The sequence below is a fragment of the Paenimyroides ummariense genome (assembly GCF_900115115.1).
GTDB classification, from domain to species: Bacteria; Bacteroidota; Bacteroidia; order Flavobacteriales; family Flavobacteriaceae; genus Flavobacterium; species Flavobacterium ummariense.
This window is the reverse complement of sequence record NZ_FOVI01000030.1, coordinates 17489-33942: the sequence shown is the minus strand read 5'-3', so window position 1 is coordinate 33942 and position 16454 is coordinate 17489. Positions and strand designations below refer to the sequence as shown.

Annotated in this window: 11 protein-coding genes and 1 pseudogene; 7 read left to right on the top strand and 5 right to left on the bottom strand. The window is 37.5% G+C overall.

Translation table 11 applies throughout. The features are described from left to right. Positions 1–61: 61 nt before the first annotated feature. Positions 62–862 carry a twin-arginine translocase subunit TatC gene (gene tatC, locus BM253_RS15030; RefSeq protein ID WP_091525951.1) on the bottom strand — a complete coding sequence of 267 codons (801 nt, stop codon included), beginning with the start codon at positions 860–862 and terminating at the stop codon, positions 62–64. 176 nt (positions 863–1038) lie between these two features. On the opposite strand from tatC, the gene BM253_RS15025 reads away from it, so the two are divergent. From BM253_RS15025 to BM253_RS15010, 4 genes are all read left to right on the top strand, one after another. Beyond that, entirely contained in the window at positions 1039–2487 is a 1449-nt protein-coding gene (locus BM253_RS15025) for an alanine/glycine:cation symporter family protein (RefSeq protein ID WP_091525949.1), read from the top strand. Between the two features lie 56 nt (positions 2488–2543). Next, complete coding sequence (nhaA, locus tag BM253_RS15020; RefSeq protein WP_091525947.1) at positions 2544–3716, top strand: Na+/H+ antiporter NhaA; 1173 nt, start codon at positions 2544–2546, stop codon at positions 3714–3716. Positions 3717–4070: 354 nt separating this feature from the next. After that, complete coding sequence (locus BM253_RS15015; protein WP_245758513.1) at positions 4071–5498, top strand: TrkH family potassium uptake protein; 1428 nt, start codon at positions 4071–4073, stop codon at positions 5496–5498. A gap of 7 nt (positions 5499–5505) precedes the next feature. Then, positions 5506–6207: a potassium channel family protein gene (locus BM253_RS15010; protein WP_091525944.1), complete on the top strand. Its 702-nt coding sequence runs from the start codon at positions 5506–5508 to the stop codon at positions 6205–6207. Between the two features lie 45 nt (positions 6208–6252). On the opposite strand, the pseudogene BM253_RS15005 reads toward BM253_RS15010, so the two are convergent. Beyond that, positions 6253–7562: pseudogene (locus BM253_RS15005) on the bottom strand (DUF389 domain-containing protein). Between the two features lie 13 nt (positions 7563–7575). Beyond that, positions 7576–8454 carry an ion transporter gene (locus BM253_RS15000; RefSeq protein WP_091525942.1) on the bottom strand — a complete coding sequence of 293 codons (879 nt, stop codon included), beginning with the start codon at positions 8452–8454 and terminating at the stop codon, positions 7576–7578. A 298-nt stretch (positions 8455–8752) separates the two neighbouring features. Here BM253_RS15000 and BM253_RS14995 point away from each other — a divergent pair, with 298 nt between their 5' ends. Beyond that, positions 8753–10762 (top strand): BCCT family transporter, encoded by a 2010-nt coding sequence (locus BM253_RS14995; protein ID WP_091525940.1) that lies wholly within the window; start codon positions 8753–8755, stop codon positions 10760–10762. Positions 10763–10842: 80 nt separating this feature from the next. After that, complete coding sequence (locus tag BM253_RS14990) at positions 10843–11136, top strand: hypothetical protein (RefSeq protein ID WP_143095685.1); 294 nt, start codon at positions 10843–10845, stop codon at positions 11134–11136. 534 nt (positions 11137–11670) lie between these two features. Here BM253_RS14990 and BM253_RS14980 read toward each other — a convergent pair. Then, a complete protein-coding gene (locus BM253_RS14980; protein ID WP_143095684.1) occupies positions 11671–12027 on the bottom strand; it encodes a hypothetical protein in 357 nt (118 codons plus the stop codon). A 122-nt stretch (positions 12028–12149) separates the two neighbouring features. Further along, the gene (locus BM253_RS14975; protein ID WP_091525933.1) at positions 12150–13907 is read right to left on the bottom strand and encodes a DEAD/DEAH box helicase; all 1758 of its coding nucleotides are present in this window, start codon (positions 13905–13907) and stop codon (positions 12150–12152) included. Between the two features lie 176 nt (positions 13908–14083). On the opposite strand from BM253_RS14975, the gene BM253_RS14970 reads away from it, so the two are divergent. Further along, a complete protein-coding gene (locus BM253_RS14970; RefSeq protein ID WP_091525932.1) occupies positions 14084–16450 on the top strand; it encodes a hypothetical protein in 2367 nt (788 codons plus the stop codon). Positions 16451–16454: the final 4 nt, after the last annotated feature.

Below are 16454 nucleotides of genomic sequence, written 5' to 3'. Positions count from 1 at the left end.
TTTTTTGGTGTTGCCATAATTAAAGTTACATTTTTTTTTAAAAACACTCCTTTAGTTTCTTTTATAAAATGTCTACTTTTTGCTGAAGATTTACACCGAATTTTGTTAAAAAAATGCTCACTTCATATAACAGGAACAATGGTATTACAAGAACTACCTGACTCAGTATGTCGGGCGGAGTTATGACTGCAGAGGCAATAAGTATTATTACGTATGCGTATCGTCTGTATTCTTTCAGTATTGAGGTTGATATGATACCTAATTTGAATAGGAAATAAATAATGACAGGCAGGTTGAATACAACACCTGCCGCAAGTAGTGTTGTACGTACAAGCGAAATATAGGAACTCAGATCAAAATTGTTTTCTACTAAGGCACTGATACTGAATTCTGTCAGGAATTTTAGCGAAAAAGGAACTATGATATAGTACCCGAAAAGAACGCCGGTAAAGAAAAGTAATATTGAAGATAGCAGGAAGGCCAAACCGGTCTTTTTCTCATGCTTGTAAAGTGCAGGGCGTAGGAATTTCCAGAACTCGAACAATATCAGTGGGAAGGCTGTAATAATGCCAAAGCTTAAACAGGTCCATATTAATAGGGAAAGTTGCCCTTCCATTTTACGGTTTTGCAGGTCAAGGTCAAGATCCGCCATCGTATACACTGCCTCATTAAAATAACTTAAAAATCTGTAGGTGGGAAAATCTCCTCTTTTGGGTGCGAAAATTATTTCGTCAAAGATAAAGTCGCTGAAAATAAAAGCAGCAGCAGAACAAATTATGATCCCGATTGAACATCTTACAAAAGCCCATCGCAATGCTTCAAGATGGCTTAAGAAGGATTGTTTTTTTTCGTTTTTTTCCATTTTAACTGTACCTTACTTTTTTTCAAAGATAATAAACTCAATTTTTTTTACTTGCTAAAAGCACCGCTATTTAATTTTAAGTTGGTTATATTTGTTATTTAACCTCATAATTTATTTTAGAATATCTACTTATAACTTAACCTAATAAATAGGTTAGTTCAGCAAAATATAAGCAAATGGAATCAGTTATTTATTGGATAAATGATATTGTATGGAGTCAGGCTCTTGTAATACTCTGTCTCGGTACGGGACTCTTTTTTAGTTTCAGGTTAAAATTTCCGCAGATAAGGCTTTTCAAGGAAATGATCAGGTTGCTTTTCGGAACAAAAAAATCAAAAGAGGGCATATCCTCTTTTCAGGCTTTCACGCTCGCAATATCAGGCAGGATAGGTACGGGTAACATTGCCGGTGTCGCAACAGCCATTGCAATGGGTGGTCCAGGTGCAATATTCTGGATGTGGACTATAGCATTTTTAGGAAGTGCTTCTGCAATCATTGAAGCTACCCTGGCTCAAACTTATAAGCAAGTCAGCAAGGGCGAATTTAGAGGCGGACCGGCATATTATATTTTAAAAGGACTGAAAAGTAAACATTTTGCCGTATTGTTTGCCTTGGCTACGGTGATAAGCTGTGGGTTCCTGCTTCCAAGTGTGCAGAGTAACAGTATAGCACTTGCCGTGGAAAAAGCTTTTAATGTTGATACTGTGTACACGGCCGTTGCAGTCTGTCTTTTACTCGCAACTATTATAATTGGTGGTGTTAAAAGGATAAGCAGCGTAGCAGAAGTAGTTGTGCCATTCATGGCCGTTTCCTACATAGTTATGGCGTTGGTAATCATTGCATTGAATATTTCCAGAGTACCCGATATGTTCTCCCTGATATTCAACTCTGCTTTTGGTGTAGATGCTACCTTTGGCGGTATTGTAGGATCTGCAATAAGCTGGGGCGTGCAGCGCGGTATATACAGCAATGAAGCGGGGCAAGGAACGGCACCGCATGCCGCTGCCGCTGCCGAGGTTTCTCATCCTTACAAGCAGGGACTGGTACAGGGTTTTTCGGTTTATGTCGATACGTTGTTTGTATGTACGGCAACAGCGCTTATGATTCTTTTTACCAACCAGTACAACGTAATGGATTCAAGTACGGGTTACATTGTTGAAAATTTACCGGGTATTGAGGCGGGAGCTGCATTTACCCAGAGTGCGGTCAGTGTTCACTTTCCTGCCTTTGGAAATGAATTTGTAGCGGTGGCATTAATGTTTTTTGCCTTTACCACGGTTATGGCCTATTATTATATAGCGGAGTCCAATATCGACTTTCTTTTTAAAGGCACGAAGTCCAAGTATGCAATATGGATCCTGCGCATCCTTATTCTTTTCTCAGTCTACGTGGGCTGTGTTAACTCTGCCAAAGTTGCCTGGACACTCGGCGATATAGGTGTCGGTCTTATGGCATGGATGAATCTTATAGCCATCCTGCTGCTTTATAAAAAAGCAATAGCGGTGGTAGACGATTATGAAAAACAGAAGAAGCTGGGTGAAGACCCACAGTTTGACAATGCCGTTCTGAATCTGGAGAATGTCGAATATTGGGAAAGCTCTTTAGAAGACGATAATAAAATTTAGTAATATAATTATAAAAAAGTAGCCTTACCTTTGCATGGCTTAATAAAAAGACAGTAATGAATAGTAACATTAATTTAAACGTATTTAAAGATTTTGTCAAATCAAACAATTTCGGCGGCATATTACTGTTTCTTTGCGTAATACTTTCGCTTGCAGTAGCCAACTCTCCCTTGGCGCAGCAGTTGCAGGATGTTTTAGATACGTTGATCGGTTTTGAAAATGAAAATGTTCATTTGAACTATACTGTATCTATGTGGATAAATGACGGTCTTATGGCAGTCTTTTTTCTACTGGTAGGTTTAGAGATCAAGAGGGAAGTGGTTGAAGGGGAACTTTCTTCACCAAAAAAGGCATTGTTACCCATACTGTGTGCTATAGGAGGCGCATTGGTACCTGCAGCTATATTTACTATGTTGAATGCAGGTTACGAAACATCTTCGGGTTGGGCTATACCAATGGCTACCGATATTGCTTTTGCTCTTGCAGTAATATCATTACTTGATAAAAGGGTTCCGGTTAGTTTAAAGATATTTTTGGCTGCTCTGGCAATTGTAGACGATTTGATTGCAATTCTTGTCATCGCCTTTTTCTACTCTTCGGGGATAGAAATTGCATATATGGGTTATGCGGCAGCGTTTATGGCTGTATTGGTGATAATGAACAGACGTAACGTAAAAAATCCGTATCTGTATTTAATACCGGGAGTATTTGTATGGTACTTTGTTCATCATTCGGGTATTCATGCAACAATTGCCGGCGTTATGGTGGCTATGACACTCCCTACGAATGACACGGCTGTTGAGTCACCATTGGAAAGACTGGAGCATGCATTGGTGAAACCTGTAAATTTTCTAATCATTCCCATATTTGCTTTTGCTAATACCAACATAACAATGCAGGCTGAAATGCTGCACGGACTTACGTCTCCACTGGGATTGGGAATCTTTTTCGGTCTTCTGGCAGGTAAACCAATAGGGATTTTTGTAACATCATGGATATGCAAAAGAACAGGTATCGCTTCTTTGCCAGAAGGCAGTAATTGGATGCATATAGTGGGTGTTGGTTTGCTGGCTGGTATTGGTTTTACAATGTCAATATTTATTTCGATTCTTTCATTCAACAACCCGTTATTTGTTTCAGAAGCCAAGCTTTCTGTTTTGCTCACTTCTGTTATTGCAGGTACGGCAGGTTTTATGCTGCTTAAGGCAAATTCTAAAAAGTCACGTTAAATTTAACTAAGATGTTTTTTACCAATACTTTACTCAAAAGTTTTGTTTAAGTCGCTTCTAAATAACAGGTTAACAGGTATTTTCCTTACCGTTTTTTATATTCTGGCAATAACGGTGTTATTGGCAATGGTGGGATTTGGTTTTCCGGCAGAATACAAGGTGTATGTTAATGTATTTTTCATTAGTTTATTGTTCGTTGGAATACTTAAGACAATATTTAAATATTCAACACCAAGGGAAGCCGTAATATCGCGGGTGCTTGTTTTTGATATCGTAAGCCTGTTGTTTATTTGTTATTGTATTTACAGGCAGTTGGCTGATTACGATTTTTATTTTGTCAGCAGGTACCTTCAAATGGCGGTAATCTTAAAATTGATTAGAGAAATTGCGACTCCGAGTTTCAATTTTAAGCGGTCGTTCATCACACCGCCGCAACTTTTCATCATTAGTTTTATGGGACTTGTCTTTGGTGGCGCGTTGCTGCTTATGCTTCCTAATGCTTCAAATATACCGCTTTCTTTCCTTGACGCGCTTTTTACTTCTACAAGTGCTGTATGCGTCACGGGACTTACCGTGGTTGATACGCATGTGCAGTTTACAGGTTTCGGTCATTTTCTCATTATGATACTGATTCAGATGGGGGGTTTGGGTATACTGACTTTTGCAGGTTATATAGCCTATTTTTTTAAGGGAAACAGTTCTTATGAAAACCAGATCGCATTGGGAAGCATCGCAAATAATGATTCTTTAAGTGAGGTATTTGAATTTGTTAAGCGTATCATTTATTTAACGTTCTCTATTGAAGGAATTGGAGCTTTAATGATTTACCTCTCAATCGATGATAATTCCATGGGCTTTCTTGATAAGTTTTTTTTTAGTATGTTCCATTCTATCTCTGCTTTCTGTAATGCGGGATTTTCTACACTTCCTGCCGGAGCAATGAATGCAGATTTTGTTTACAATTATAACTTTCAGGGGGTTTTGATCATTTTGATTTTCCTCGGCGGCATCGGGTTTCCTATCCTTATAAATCTTTTAAGGTACACACAGTATCTTTTCCGCAGAATTGTTTCGCGTTTGGTTCATAACGAAAATGTACGCCGTAATTGGGTATTTACGCTTAGTTCCAAAGTAAACCTTGTAACTTCAATTACGATTCTTGGGGTAGCAGTAATCATACTTTTTTTCGAAGAGTATTACCGTACATTGGCTCCCCATCACGGGTTTGGAAAATTTGTTTCTGCTGTATTTCTTGCAATAACACCTAGAACTGCAGGCTTCAATACCATCGATTTTTCAGAGCTTCATTTCTCTTCTGTTTTACTTGTAATACTTTTAATGTGGATCGGTGCGTCGCCGGCGTCGACCGGTGGTGGTATAAAAACAAGTACTTTTGCAATAGGTGTACTAAATTTTATAAATATTGCAAGGGGAAAGTCAAAAATAGAAATTTTTAAAAGAGAGCTCAATCCCATAAATGTGCAGAAGGCTTTTGCCACAATGACCCTATCTTTTCTGGTTATTGGCTTGGGGATATTTTTAATAACAAAGTTCGACAGTCACCTTAGTCTGACAGATGTCGCATTTGAAGCATTTTCTGCCTATTCAACGGTTGGTCTTTCGCTCAATGTTACACCTGAATTGTCTGAACCAAGTAAGGTGGTCATAATTGCCATTATGTTTATCGGAAGGGTTTCTATGATAACCATACTGATGGCATTTTTTAAGAAAGCAACCGGCAACTCCGGTTATGCTTATCCGTCAGATGATATTTTAATTTAAATTGTTTATGAAGGTAATAATTATAGGTTTAGGAAATTTTGGTGCGGCATTGGCAAAAAAAATGTCCAAACTCGGACACGAAATAATAGGTGTGGATAACGATATGCAGAAAGTAGAATCCTTAAAGGAAAAACTTTCGTACACGGTCTATATGGATGCCACAGATGAACTGGCAATAAGTAAGCTGCCGTTGAACAATACGGATATAGTTATTGTAAGTATTGGTGAAAACGAAGGTGCCAATATAATGGCGACGGCAATCTTTAAAAACAAGAATGTAAAAAGGCTTATAAGCCGTTCCATAAGTTCGCTGCACGAAAACGTTCTGCAGGCAATCGGTGTTTCCGAGATCATAAGACCGGAATCTGAATCTGCAGAAAGATGGACTAAAAAGCTTAATGTTAAAGGTGTTGTCGATTCCTTCGAACTCAATAAGGATTACAGCATCATAGAGGTACTTACGCCTGCTGAACTGGTCGGTAAAACATTCGATGAGGTACAGTTCAAAAAGCAGCACAATATCCTGGTCATGACCATTATTAAAAATAAGGAAGAAGCCAGCTTTTTGGGACAGTACAAAATCGTGCCTCAGGTTCAGGGCTTTCCCTCTTCATCAACGGTAATCCAAAGTAAAGATGTCCTTGTAATTTATGGTGCCAACGATGATATTTATAGGTTCCTTAAAAAATTTAAGATGGGAAACATATAATTGGTTCATACAGTTTATGTTTCTTTTTAAACATACAAGTTACTGTTAATCAGGTGTATTTGTAGTAGATTCGTTTATAAGCAAAATGTTTTTGGTCTTTAACCGTTCGCTTAGCCATTGTTTGATCTTGGGGCTGTCTGCTGTTTCTTTTTCGTTTTGTGTTCTATAAAGAACCAGCCAGTTCATCTTAGCGCTGTCTGTTTCAGCGTACCGTTCAATTTTACCTAAGGTTACCGATTGCAGCTCTGGAAATAGAATTTCCATTTCTTTTCGTAAGCCGGGTTCTTCAACCTTATAGCGGTTCAACTCGGTCCTCAAATTATTGATGGTAAGGTCTTTTTCTGTAAGCACGTGGTCTTGTTTACCCAGTTCTTTTAAAATCTCGCTTTTTAGGTCGGCATCATCCTGTCTAAAGTTTAAAACCGTATTTCTCACTCCTTTGTCGGCAAGCATCCTGTTGTAAAGCTTCATTTCCGCTAGGGTCAGTTTCTTGTTTAAAAAAGCAATATCTACCGTTTTAGGGTTTGAGTTGTAGTTCAGCTTCTGATAGATTACCGTGTAACCCCTGCTGCCAAACTCCAGGTTAATAAATTCGTCTACGGTTTTTGTAAAGCGCTTCTCCTGAAAAAGGTTGTAAGCAAGATAAAAGCTGGGAATAATCATCAGCATCATCAGTGTCGTGATTCCGTATCTTATCTTTTTAGCATTTTTTGGATCTACTACGGCAGCTGCAGGGTACTTTAAATATTTTATTACAAAAAATGTTGCAATGCATATAAAGAAGCAATTGATAGTATATAAGTAGAATGCGCCTAAATAGCTGGCGTTCAAAGTTGCCAATCCGTATCCGGCGGTGCATAATGGCGGCATAAGTGCGGTTGCAATAGCAACCCCGGGGATAGGATTTCCTTTTTCCACTCGTGTAATGGCTATCACCCCCACGAGTCCTCCAAAAAAAGCGATCAGCACATCGTAGATGTTTGGTGAGGTCCGTGCCAGCAGTTCCAACTGTACATCTTTAAATGGGCTTATGTAGAAATAGAGTGCAGAGACAGTTAAACTTACAACGGTAGCAATCAACAGGTTTTTTATCGATTTTCTTAAAAGCCTGAAATTATAGGTTCCCAACGCAAATCCCGCGCCCAGAATCGGACCCATAAGCGGCGATATCACATGGCTCCAATGATTACCGCAGTAGAGTTTACATTCAGTCCTACCGAAGCGATGAGTATCGCGCAAGCTAATATCCAAAGGTTCGACCCTCTGAACGATATGTTTGCCGTAACGTTATCCAATACTTTTTCTTTATCTTCTTCACCATTGTGAAGGTTGATGAAGTCTACAATCTTATTCATGATAATTAATCGGTTAGCTATTCAGAAAATGCCCGCAACTGTAGCAGTAATCTGCGTCGGTTCTGTGTCCCTCTTTATTGCAATGCGCACATACAATTCCGTTAAGGTTTGTATGCTGTATATTATTTTCGTTGCCTTTATTCAGCTTTTTACCTGCCTCTCTAGCAATTTCAACACCAACTATGCCGGTGGGTACAGCAATAATACCGTAACCTATAACCATAAGAACCATAGAAAAAAACTGACCAAGTGCGGTTGTTGGAACCATATCACCGTAACCTACTGTTGTCAGGGTAACAATGGTATAAAACACGCTCTTTGGTATGCTTGTAAACCCGTTCTCCGGACCTTCAATGTAATACATCAGTGTTCCTATGAGTATGGAAATGATCATTACTGTGTAAAGAAAAACCATAATTTTAGCTCTGCTGGCAAGCAGGGCAACTTTAAGGCGTGACGATTCTTCCATGAACTCGATAAGTCTGAAAACCCTGAAAAGCCTTAACAACCTTAAAATTCTGAAACTGCTCAGTATATGGCTTCCAACTAGAAACAAAGAAAAGAACATGGGCAGTATCGATAACAGATCTATGATGCCGTAAAAGCTGAAAATATAGCGAAATGGTTTTTTACTTACAAAAATTCTTGTAAGATATTCAATTGTAAATACGATTGTAAAGATCCATTCCAGCACAATCAGTTCATCGTGAAACCTATGGTCTATTCCTTCAACAGTTTCTGCCATAATGGTAAAAACACTCAGGAGTATGACGATAAGTAAACCTATGTCAAACGCCTTTCCTGCCGGCGTGTTTACACCGTAAATAATTATATATAGTTTCTGTCGAATCAGGTCAAGTCTGCTCTTTGACTGATCGTTTGTACTGTACATCTTTTAGATAGTTTTTATAATAGGGTTTAATTGTTCAAATTCTAAGAATAAATATAAATAAATTTTCGGAAAGGTATCTTTTTTTTAAATGTTCGTTGTTAAATACTGTTGTTTTTTCATCCGTATTTTACTATGGTTTAATAAAATCTCGGTGTTCATTCTTCACTTCTAGTATGAAATTCTTAACTTTATATTTAGAACACCCAAATAAATACTGATCGCTGATATGGTTTGCAGAAAGGCAAGGCTGTTTTATTTCCGGTCATCTTTGAGTGTTTGTTAATTTAAAAGCTATGAAATGAATTTACCACGACTAAGAACAACCCTTAGCAGAGGGGTTATTATACCAAGTATGCTGTTTATAATAGCAGTTTCATTATTGTCGGCAGTTTTTCCGGCTTTAACAAATAACCTGCTTACTCAGGTTAAACAGTTTATCTTCGTAAACCTTAATTGGATTTATGTATGGTCCGTAACGGCTTTCGTTATCTTTTTAATATACCTTATGGTCGGCAGGTACGGCAGCATAAGGCTGGGTCGCAATAACAGTAAGCCCGAATATTCTTTCTTTTCATGGATATCCATGTTGTTTGCCGCCGGGATGGGAATAGGCCTTATGTATTTTAGCGTAGCCGAACCAATACAGCATTTCTCAAATGATGTTTTTGCAGCAGGATCGCAGGTACAGCGTGCAAAGAATGCCCAAATGTACACTTTCTTTCACTGGGGTGTACACGCATGGGCTATATATGGTGTGGTGGGGCTCTCGCTTGCTTATTTTTCATACCGGTACAGGCTTCCTCTGTCACTTCGCAGTTGTTTTTACCCGTTATTAAAGGATAAGATTAAAGGGAAGTGGGGAAATGCGATTGATGTTTTCGCCTTGTGCAGTACCTTTTTCGGCATTACCACAACGCTTGGTTTCGGGGTTGTACAGATCAATTCGGGGCTGCGTACACTTAATATTCTCCCTGAAAGCAACTTTACGTATCAGGCTCTTATAGTGGCGGTACTTGTATCGCTTGCGGTTATTTCTGCCGTTAGTGGTTTGGATAAGGGGGTTAAGCTGTTAAGCAGTATAAACATCATAGCGGTAATGATACTGCTTACTTTTGTGCTTATCTTAGGACCTTCCATATATATTATCGGAAGTTTAACCGATGGCATCGGTAACTACATCAACAACTTTTTCAGCCTTACGTTTAATACGCATGTTTACGAAGAAAACACCAAACCCTGGTTTTACGACTGGACGATCCTTTATTGGGCTTGGTGGATTTCCTGGTCACCGTACGTGGGAATATTTATTGCACGGATATCAAAAGGTCGGACTATCCGTGAATTTGTGGCAGCCGTCCTTATAATTCCCACACTATTTAACTTTGTCTGGATGACGGTTTTCGGAAACAGTGCGATATGGTTTGATATGAATATCGCTAACGGCGCATTAAGCAGCTTGGCAGGTGATCCCGATGCGCTGATGTTTCGTTTTCTGGAATACCTGCCGTTCAGTACCGTTGCAAGCATCATTACTATTGTAATTATTATCATATTCTTTGTTACCTCTGCCGATTCCGGAATGTTTGTAATGAACAGTATCGCAACTAAGAACGCACGTATTTCTCCCAAATGGCAAACAATCGGCTGGGGTGTGCTATTGGGCGGACTGGCTTTGCTGCTGTTGAAGGTTGGCGGCCTTGATGCCTTACAGAGCATGACCCTGATAACAGCGCTTCCTTTTTCAATCATTATGCTGCTTTTTATCGTAAGTCTTGTCAAAGCGTTATCTGTCGATCGAAGTTATTACGAACGTGAATTTGCCGTGACAACTGTTCCTTGGACGGGAACGTCGTGGAAGCAGAGGTTAAGGCAGATCGTTTCATTTAAAGACCGCACTACGGTCAATTATTTCATGAATACTGTCGTACAGGCTGCATTTGCCGAGTTGCAGGAAGAATTCCTACGCAACAATGTGGTGGCTGCAGTTAAAAAGTCTGATAATCCGGAATGTTTTGAAATACAGGTAAGGAACGATCGCATCAATAACTTTATTTACGGCGTAAAGGTAGAATCACGCATTATATCTGAATATATTTTTGATGACAGTTTGCCCGATGCGGAACAGCATCAGCTTTTCTACCCTAAATCATATTTTGGTGACGACCGACCGGGTTACGACGTAAGTTTGTTTACGAAGAACGAATTGATATCCGATGTGCTTAAACATTATGACAGATACATCGCCATTGTTTTAGAAGAACAGAACAATATGTTTATAAGCAGTGAAGACAACTACAGGTTAAAGTAAAAGTCTTTAGAAACAGTTGGCTGTAGAACTGATTGATTGTATTAGAATTGTAATGAACACATTAATAAATTAAATCGACCATGAACTATATAAAATGCGCAAATTGTAGCAAGTTTAATTTAAACAGGGAACACTGTGCTGTATGTGGTACATCTTTGATGATATCTGAAACGCGAAGGGAGAAGCAGTTACAGGAAAGGGAAGATGCACTTGCGAAGATCAGCGAAAACGACAAAAACGGAATTTACGAACGTATGAAGAACCATAGTTCGCCTCCTGTAAGGTGGCTGGCGGCGGGTATGAAGAGTATTTGGCTGGTTTTTATTGGTGTAACTACGCTGATTGCCCTAATATTGAGTGTTTTTGCGGGATGAGAAAAATACTGTCTCCCTTCATTTTTCTCGGCATTATTGGTATATCGGTTTACGGCATGCAAAAGTGCGGCATAAGATTGCCGGTATTTGTAAACAATTATCTGAATGATTTGCTAATAGTGCCTATAAACCTTTTCGCTGTGCAATTGTTCTGGGGTGTTCTTACTGGTACAACAGTTTTTTTACGCTTCAGTATTGTCGCTAGTTGTGTACTTTTCTACAGCATTTTTTTTGAATATATACTGCCCCAGTTCAACATCAGGTATACTGCCGACTGGTGGGATGTGCTTTGCTACCTTTTCGGTGGGCTGCTGTTTTGGTTGTATCAGCATACTTTTATTAAATTGTAGAATTAAGATCCACTATTTTGTAGGTAATAATAATAATTTTACGATGTGTAAACATCGCATCAAATTATGTTTCAACTTACAATGCCCGTACACACCTTCGGAGATTTGTCTAAAAAATATCCTTCCAGATATAGGAAGGATAAATAGTTGAGTCGAATTAATAATTAAAGTGTCTGTTCGGTAATTAGTCTAAGATTACAACTTCAACGGGTTTTAGGCTGTTGCCGTTGTTTTCTATTGTTACCTTAAGTTTACTACCTTTTCTAAGTTCTGTGAAAGCTACTGTCTTACCGCCCTTCGTCAGTCTTGTAGCGTTGTCAAAGTAAAGCTCCAGTACTTTTCCGTCCGCTGTTTCAACGTATATTTCCTGTTCTTCGGCATCTACTTCTTTTGCTTTTCCGTCATACGTACCGCTCGCAACAAGATCCGTATTTTCAATTTCTGCCGTTCCGCCGTCTTTGTCTTTGCTTTTCCTCATGTCGCATGAGCAAAGTACGGTTGCTGTTGTAAAGAGCACTGATAATAAAACTGATTTTTTCATAGTATGCAATTTTTATTTTATATGAAGATACAAAAAAAAATAATTTTCTGTAACACATATTACTCATTTTAAATGTCTTACCATGCAGGTTTTATTGTAAATGTATGTTGTAATACTGGTTATTAATTTGTAAATTTAAGATGTATAATAAAAACATCTATCTGTCTTTGGTTCATCAGCTGTCGTGCATGATTGTCGGCGGTGGTTTTATATACCATAAGCGGTTGTCTATTATCAGTATATTCCGATAGCACGATCAGCTGGTTATCATAAAATTTCTGATTGCAGAATTCTATGATCTTAGGATGGCATCGGTAGTGTTCCCTTAACAGTGTTTTTGGCATAGTGGGAAATAGTTCCAATAAAGCTGATAACAGGCTGTTGTTGGAATAACGGTAGGCTTCCTTCAGTTTGTAGGTGCTGAATATAACGTCTGTTCTAAATTTCAAATCATTGGTAACCACATTGGGCAGCTGTTTAATATCACCCACAATTACCGCACGTTTGGCACATGACAATGCTAAGGATCCCGTTGCCAGATCAACCTGCGACGATTCGTCTATGATAACATAATCATACAGCATCTCTTTATCCAGACAGCGTTTTAAAGAGTAGGTGGTACTCATGATTACCGGATAATCGTTTATGAACTGATTTGATTTGTAATAAAGATCGGGTATAGAGTATATCTCCCGTTTTTTATTTATAAAGCTTTCGTACAGTGCGGCTTTAAGTAACTTCATTGCTGCATCAGTATACTCTTTCAATTTTGTGTCGAACGAAAAATGATTTAAGGATTCTTCTAAATCTGCTATGCTTTTTTCCAGTTCCGATATTTTAGCAGGATAATACTTCAACTGCAAACTCAAAATCATCTCGTCATAAGAATTCAGATAAAACGATTGGTCTTTAACTCCGTATTTTATTCGGTAAATTAGTTTTTTTATAAAGCCAACCGACTGTTGTTTTTCAGCCAGTTTTTCAATCGATAGCCAAAACCGCAGTACACTGTCGGCTTTTAGGTTTCTTCGTAGGCTTACATCTTTTATAAGTTCACTTTTGTAGCTCCCCTTAAAGTGTCGGTATTCTGTTTTTGTATTCTCAAGTTCAAGTCGGTGTTGTGCCAGCTGGTTCTTTTTATCCAGATTTTCAGCTAGGGCAGTTACAAGCTCTTCGGTTTTTAACCGTAGTTTTTCTTTTTCTACATTGCTTAGTTTAAAGTTCGATAAATCGGGTAATGCTTTTTGCGATTCTATAAATGCCTGCTTGTTCTCATTACTTCCCAACACCGCAGCCACAAATTCCAAACCTGCTTTCTCCAGTTTTTCATAAACATTCTTAACGGCAGAATTGTTGCTTGATACTACCGCTACGCTTTGTCCGTTCATAACGGCATTGGCTATAATGTTAAGTATGGTTTGTGTTTTGCCTGTTCCGGGCGGACCTTCAATCACGCTCAAATTATTATTGAAAGCTGTATCAACAGCTTTTTGCTGACTTAAATTAAATCCGAAAGGGAAAATAACATTTTGTGTGTTGTTGGTTCGGTTTGTTGATAAAGTAGCATTTAAAAAATCCGATAGCACGCATTCCTTTTTAATGGTAGTTATACCCTCATAACTTTTTGCAAGGGTATTTTGGCTTTCATTACCAATTATCCCAGCAGTATCGGCAACGTTTTTTAAATAGTTAAATACGTCAAAGGCATTCTTTGTACTTACTCCGGTTTTTATAATTTGTGCCCTGTTTTTGCTGTAGGTAAACTCTTTAGAACTGCCCTTAAAAACAACAACCAGTTTATCGCCTTGCTCGTAGTATCGTGCAATGCGGTCTGTTTCGTCTTTGTTGTCTATGTAGATTAGTTCTCTTTTTAGGGGCATTTATTTTAATTGTAAAGTTGATGTGCCTTTAAAAGATGAAATTTACAATATTTATCTTTATTTAAGTAAAATTGCTTTGGGAATCTTTACAATCCTTATAACAACGCAAATAATATTAAAGCAGCATTTAAACCGACGCAATATATTATTATATTAGCTACAAAACACTTCCGATCATGCCAAAAAGTAGAAAAAGGAAATCGAAAAATAATAAATCAAAAGTTGGGACAAAAAAAACATCGTCAACTCAAAGACCACTATATGGCAGTGCACCAAATCCAATAAAAATGAAATACTTTGAAGTTTCTATGGATGGTTTGCATCATTTATCTTTTGAAGAACGACTTAATGTTATTAGAAAGATTGGTAAGGAAGCTAGTCAAGAATTTCCTGAAAAATATAACGCCATCCAAAAATGGTTTAAAAAGTATGATTCAGCAAAACTTTTATCTTTCTCATATTACTATTTTATGATGACTAAGGCTGGTTACGATGAAGAAGCGGTAACTGGTAAGCTAACTTTTCCTGCATATTATCAAGAGTTACTTCAAGCATTTTCCCTTACACTTCCAAGATCATTTAAAGCCGATCCTTTTTCAGAAGAGGTTGATCAGTTTAAAGAAGATCTTACTTTGGCGTTTGAGCTATTTAAAAAATCTCAATACAATGTTCCTGATTCTGTCACAGTGGAAGAAGATGTATATAAACATATTTTGCGATCAGAGATGATACTGAATACTACTGCTGTCCGTAATTGGTCGTACGATCATCAGATGAAAAAAGTAACTATGGATTTGGCGGAAGGTATAAAAGCTGAATTCCGTAAAGTTTATGGTTTTTTCCCTACAATTTTCTTTAATCTTCTATATAGAATGGTTGAGGAAGTTGAAGTTAAGGTCAATGAGCATTTGAATAAAATCAGAAAAATTTTTAGTCAAAAGACTTATAGTAATGTAATAGAGTCATACGAATTACTTTTTCCTACTGAAAAAATTCCAAAAGAGAGACATGAGTGGTTCTGGGATCATTTCGGAAAAAATCTTCAAAATTTAAAAGGATTTTTTCTACTCCACTCAAATTATTTTCTAGAACACCTATTTACATTTGATTATGAAATTTTATCATCATATACAGATAATGAATTATCAACGGAACAGTTACGTAAAGTATATAGTCAAATCAGTTACAGTTTTGGTGACCTTCAAGATTCCAACACAGAGTACTTCATTCTAGGTAATCCAATACACGAAAAACCATTTATTCTCTTATCAGATGATACCGTTTTCAGCACACTGTGGTCTGTAATGACTCATTTCAGTATAAACATATTAGAAAGTCTTTGCTCAAGTGAGAATAAATTACGTCAAAAATATATTGATGAAAGAGCTTCTTACCTTGAAAATGAAGTTACAGAAATATTTAAAAAAGCATTTCCTACAGCTCAAATTTATGTTGGTAGCCAGTGGTTGGGAGATGATCACAAATTGTTTGAAAATGACTTGTTAGTTATCGTAGAATCATTTGCATTTGTTGTTGAATCAAAAGCTGGTATGGTAAGTCCCGCTGCGAAACGTGGAGCTCCCGATCGTCTATTCAAAACACTTAAAGAACTTATTGAAGTTCCTTCTGAACAAGCTCTAAGGTTTATAGACTTTTTAAAGGATAATCCTGTCGAATTATCGTTAAAAGTTAAGAAAGGTGCTCACAATAAATTTGATGCTTCAAAATTAAAGTACTTTATTCCTGTTGGAGTTACTTTATCACATCTTGGAATGACTAGCAGTAATTTAAAGAAGTTGATTAAGGCAGGAATCACAGATAAACCTATCGAAGATCTTGCAACCTCTATAAGTCTTACTGATTTAGAAGTTGTCTTTGATCTTCTTTCAAGTACTGCAGAAAAAATTCACTATTTGCAAAGAAGAAGAGAATTAGAAGCGAATTTAGAATACGAAGGTGATGAGTTGGATCTGCTTGCTCTGTATTTAGATGATGGTTTTAATATGGATAATTACATTAAAAAGTATAGTTCTATTCATGTTACTTTGAAATCAAAGGAATTAGACAACTACATAATAGGGAGTGCCCAAAATGTGCGAGTTAGAAAACCCATTCTCCGAAAGTCAAAATGGTGGGCAGACATATTGTCAAGGCTTGAACAGGAACGCCCTGAAATTTGGTTGGAAGCTTCCTATATTCTACTAAATATAATGCACATTGATCAGCTTAGGTTTAAAAAAGAAGCAGACAAACTATTTAATAATATGCGAAGAGGGAAGGCTGAGAAGCTACATAATTGGTTTAGGTTTGAAACTTCGAATGAAGAAAGACAGTTTACAGTTGTGTGTTATGGATATCGTAATAGCGCGATCGAAGATCGCGATGCAATAATAAATGATATTTTAGATATGTCTGAGGTCAAAGATAAAAAAGGTGTACTCATTATAGCAGTTAATGTTGATAAACAGCATTATCCTTATAGTGTTTTAGCATCTACTTTATCGCCAGAACTTTTTGAAAATCGTTATTTAATAAGAAAGTAGTTAA

Excerpts from the sequence above, each read along its gene's own strand:
- tatC (WP_091525951.1), bottom strand. The coding sequence starts at position 862 with ATGGAAAAAAACGAAAAAAAACAATCCTTCTTAAGCCATCTTGAAGCA.
- BM253_RS15025 (WP_091525949.1), top strand. The coding sequence starts at position 1,039 with ATGGAATCAGTTATTTATTGGATAAATGATATTGTATGGAGTCAGGCT.
- nhaA (WP_091525947.1), top strand. The coding sequence starts at position 2,544 with ATGAATAGTAACATTAATTTAAACGTATTTAAAGATTTTGTCAAATCA.
- BM253_RS15015 (WP_245758513.1), top strand. The coding sequence starts at position 4,071 with ATGGCGGTAATCTTAAAATTGATTAGAGAAATTGCGACTCCGAGTTTC.
- BM253_RS15010 (WP_091525944.1), top strand. The coding sequence starts at position 5,506 with ATGAAGGTAATAATTATAGGTTTAGGAAATTTTGGTGCGGCATTGGCA.
- BM253_RS15000 (WP_091525942.1), bottom strand. The coding sequence starts at position 8,454 with ATGTACAGTACAAACGATCAGTCAAAGAGCAGACTTGACCTGATTCGA.
- BM253_RS14995 (WP_091525940.1), top strand. The coding sequence starts at position 8,753 with ATGAATTTACCACGACTAAGAACAACCCTTAGCAGAGGGGTTATTATA.
- BM253_RS14990 (WP_143095685.1), top strand. The coding sequence starts at position 10,843 with ATGAACTATATAAAATGCGCAAATTGTAGCAAGTTTAATTTAAACAGG.
- BM253_RS14980 (WP_143095684.1), bottom strand. The coding sequence starts at position 12,027 with ATGAAAAAATCAGTTTTATTATCAGTGCTCTTTACAACAGCAACCGTA.
- BM253_RS14975 (WP_091525933.1), bottom strand. The coding sequence starts at position 13,907 with ATGCCCCTAAAAAGAGAACTAATCTACATAGACAACAAAGACGAAACA.
- BM253_RS14970 (WP_091525932.1), top strand. The coding sequence starts at position 14,084 with ATGCCAAAAAGTAGAAAAAGGAAATCGAAAAATAATAAATCAAAAGTT.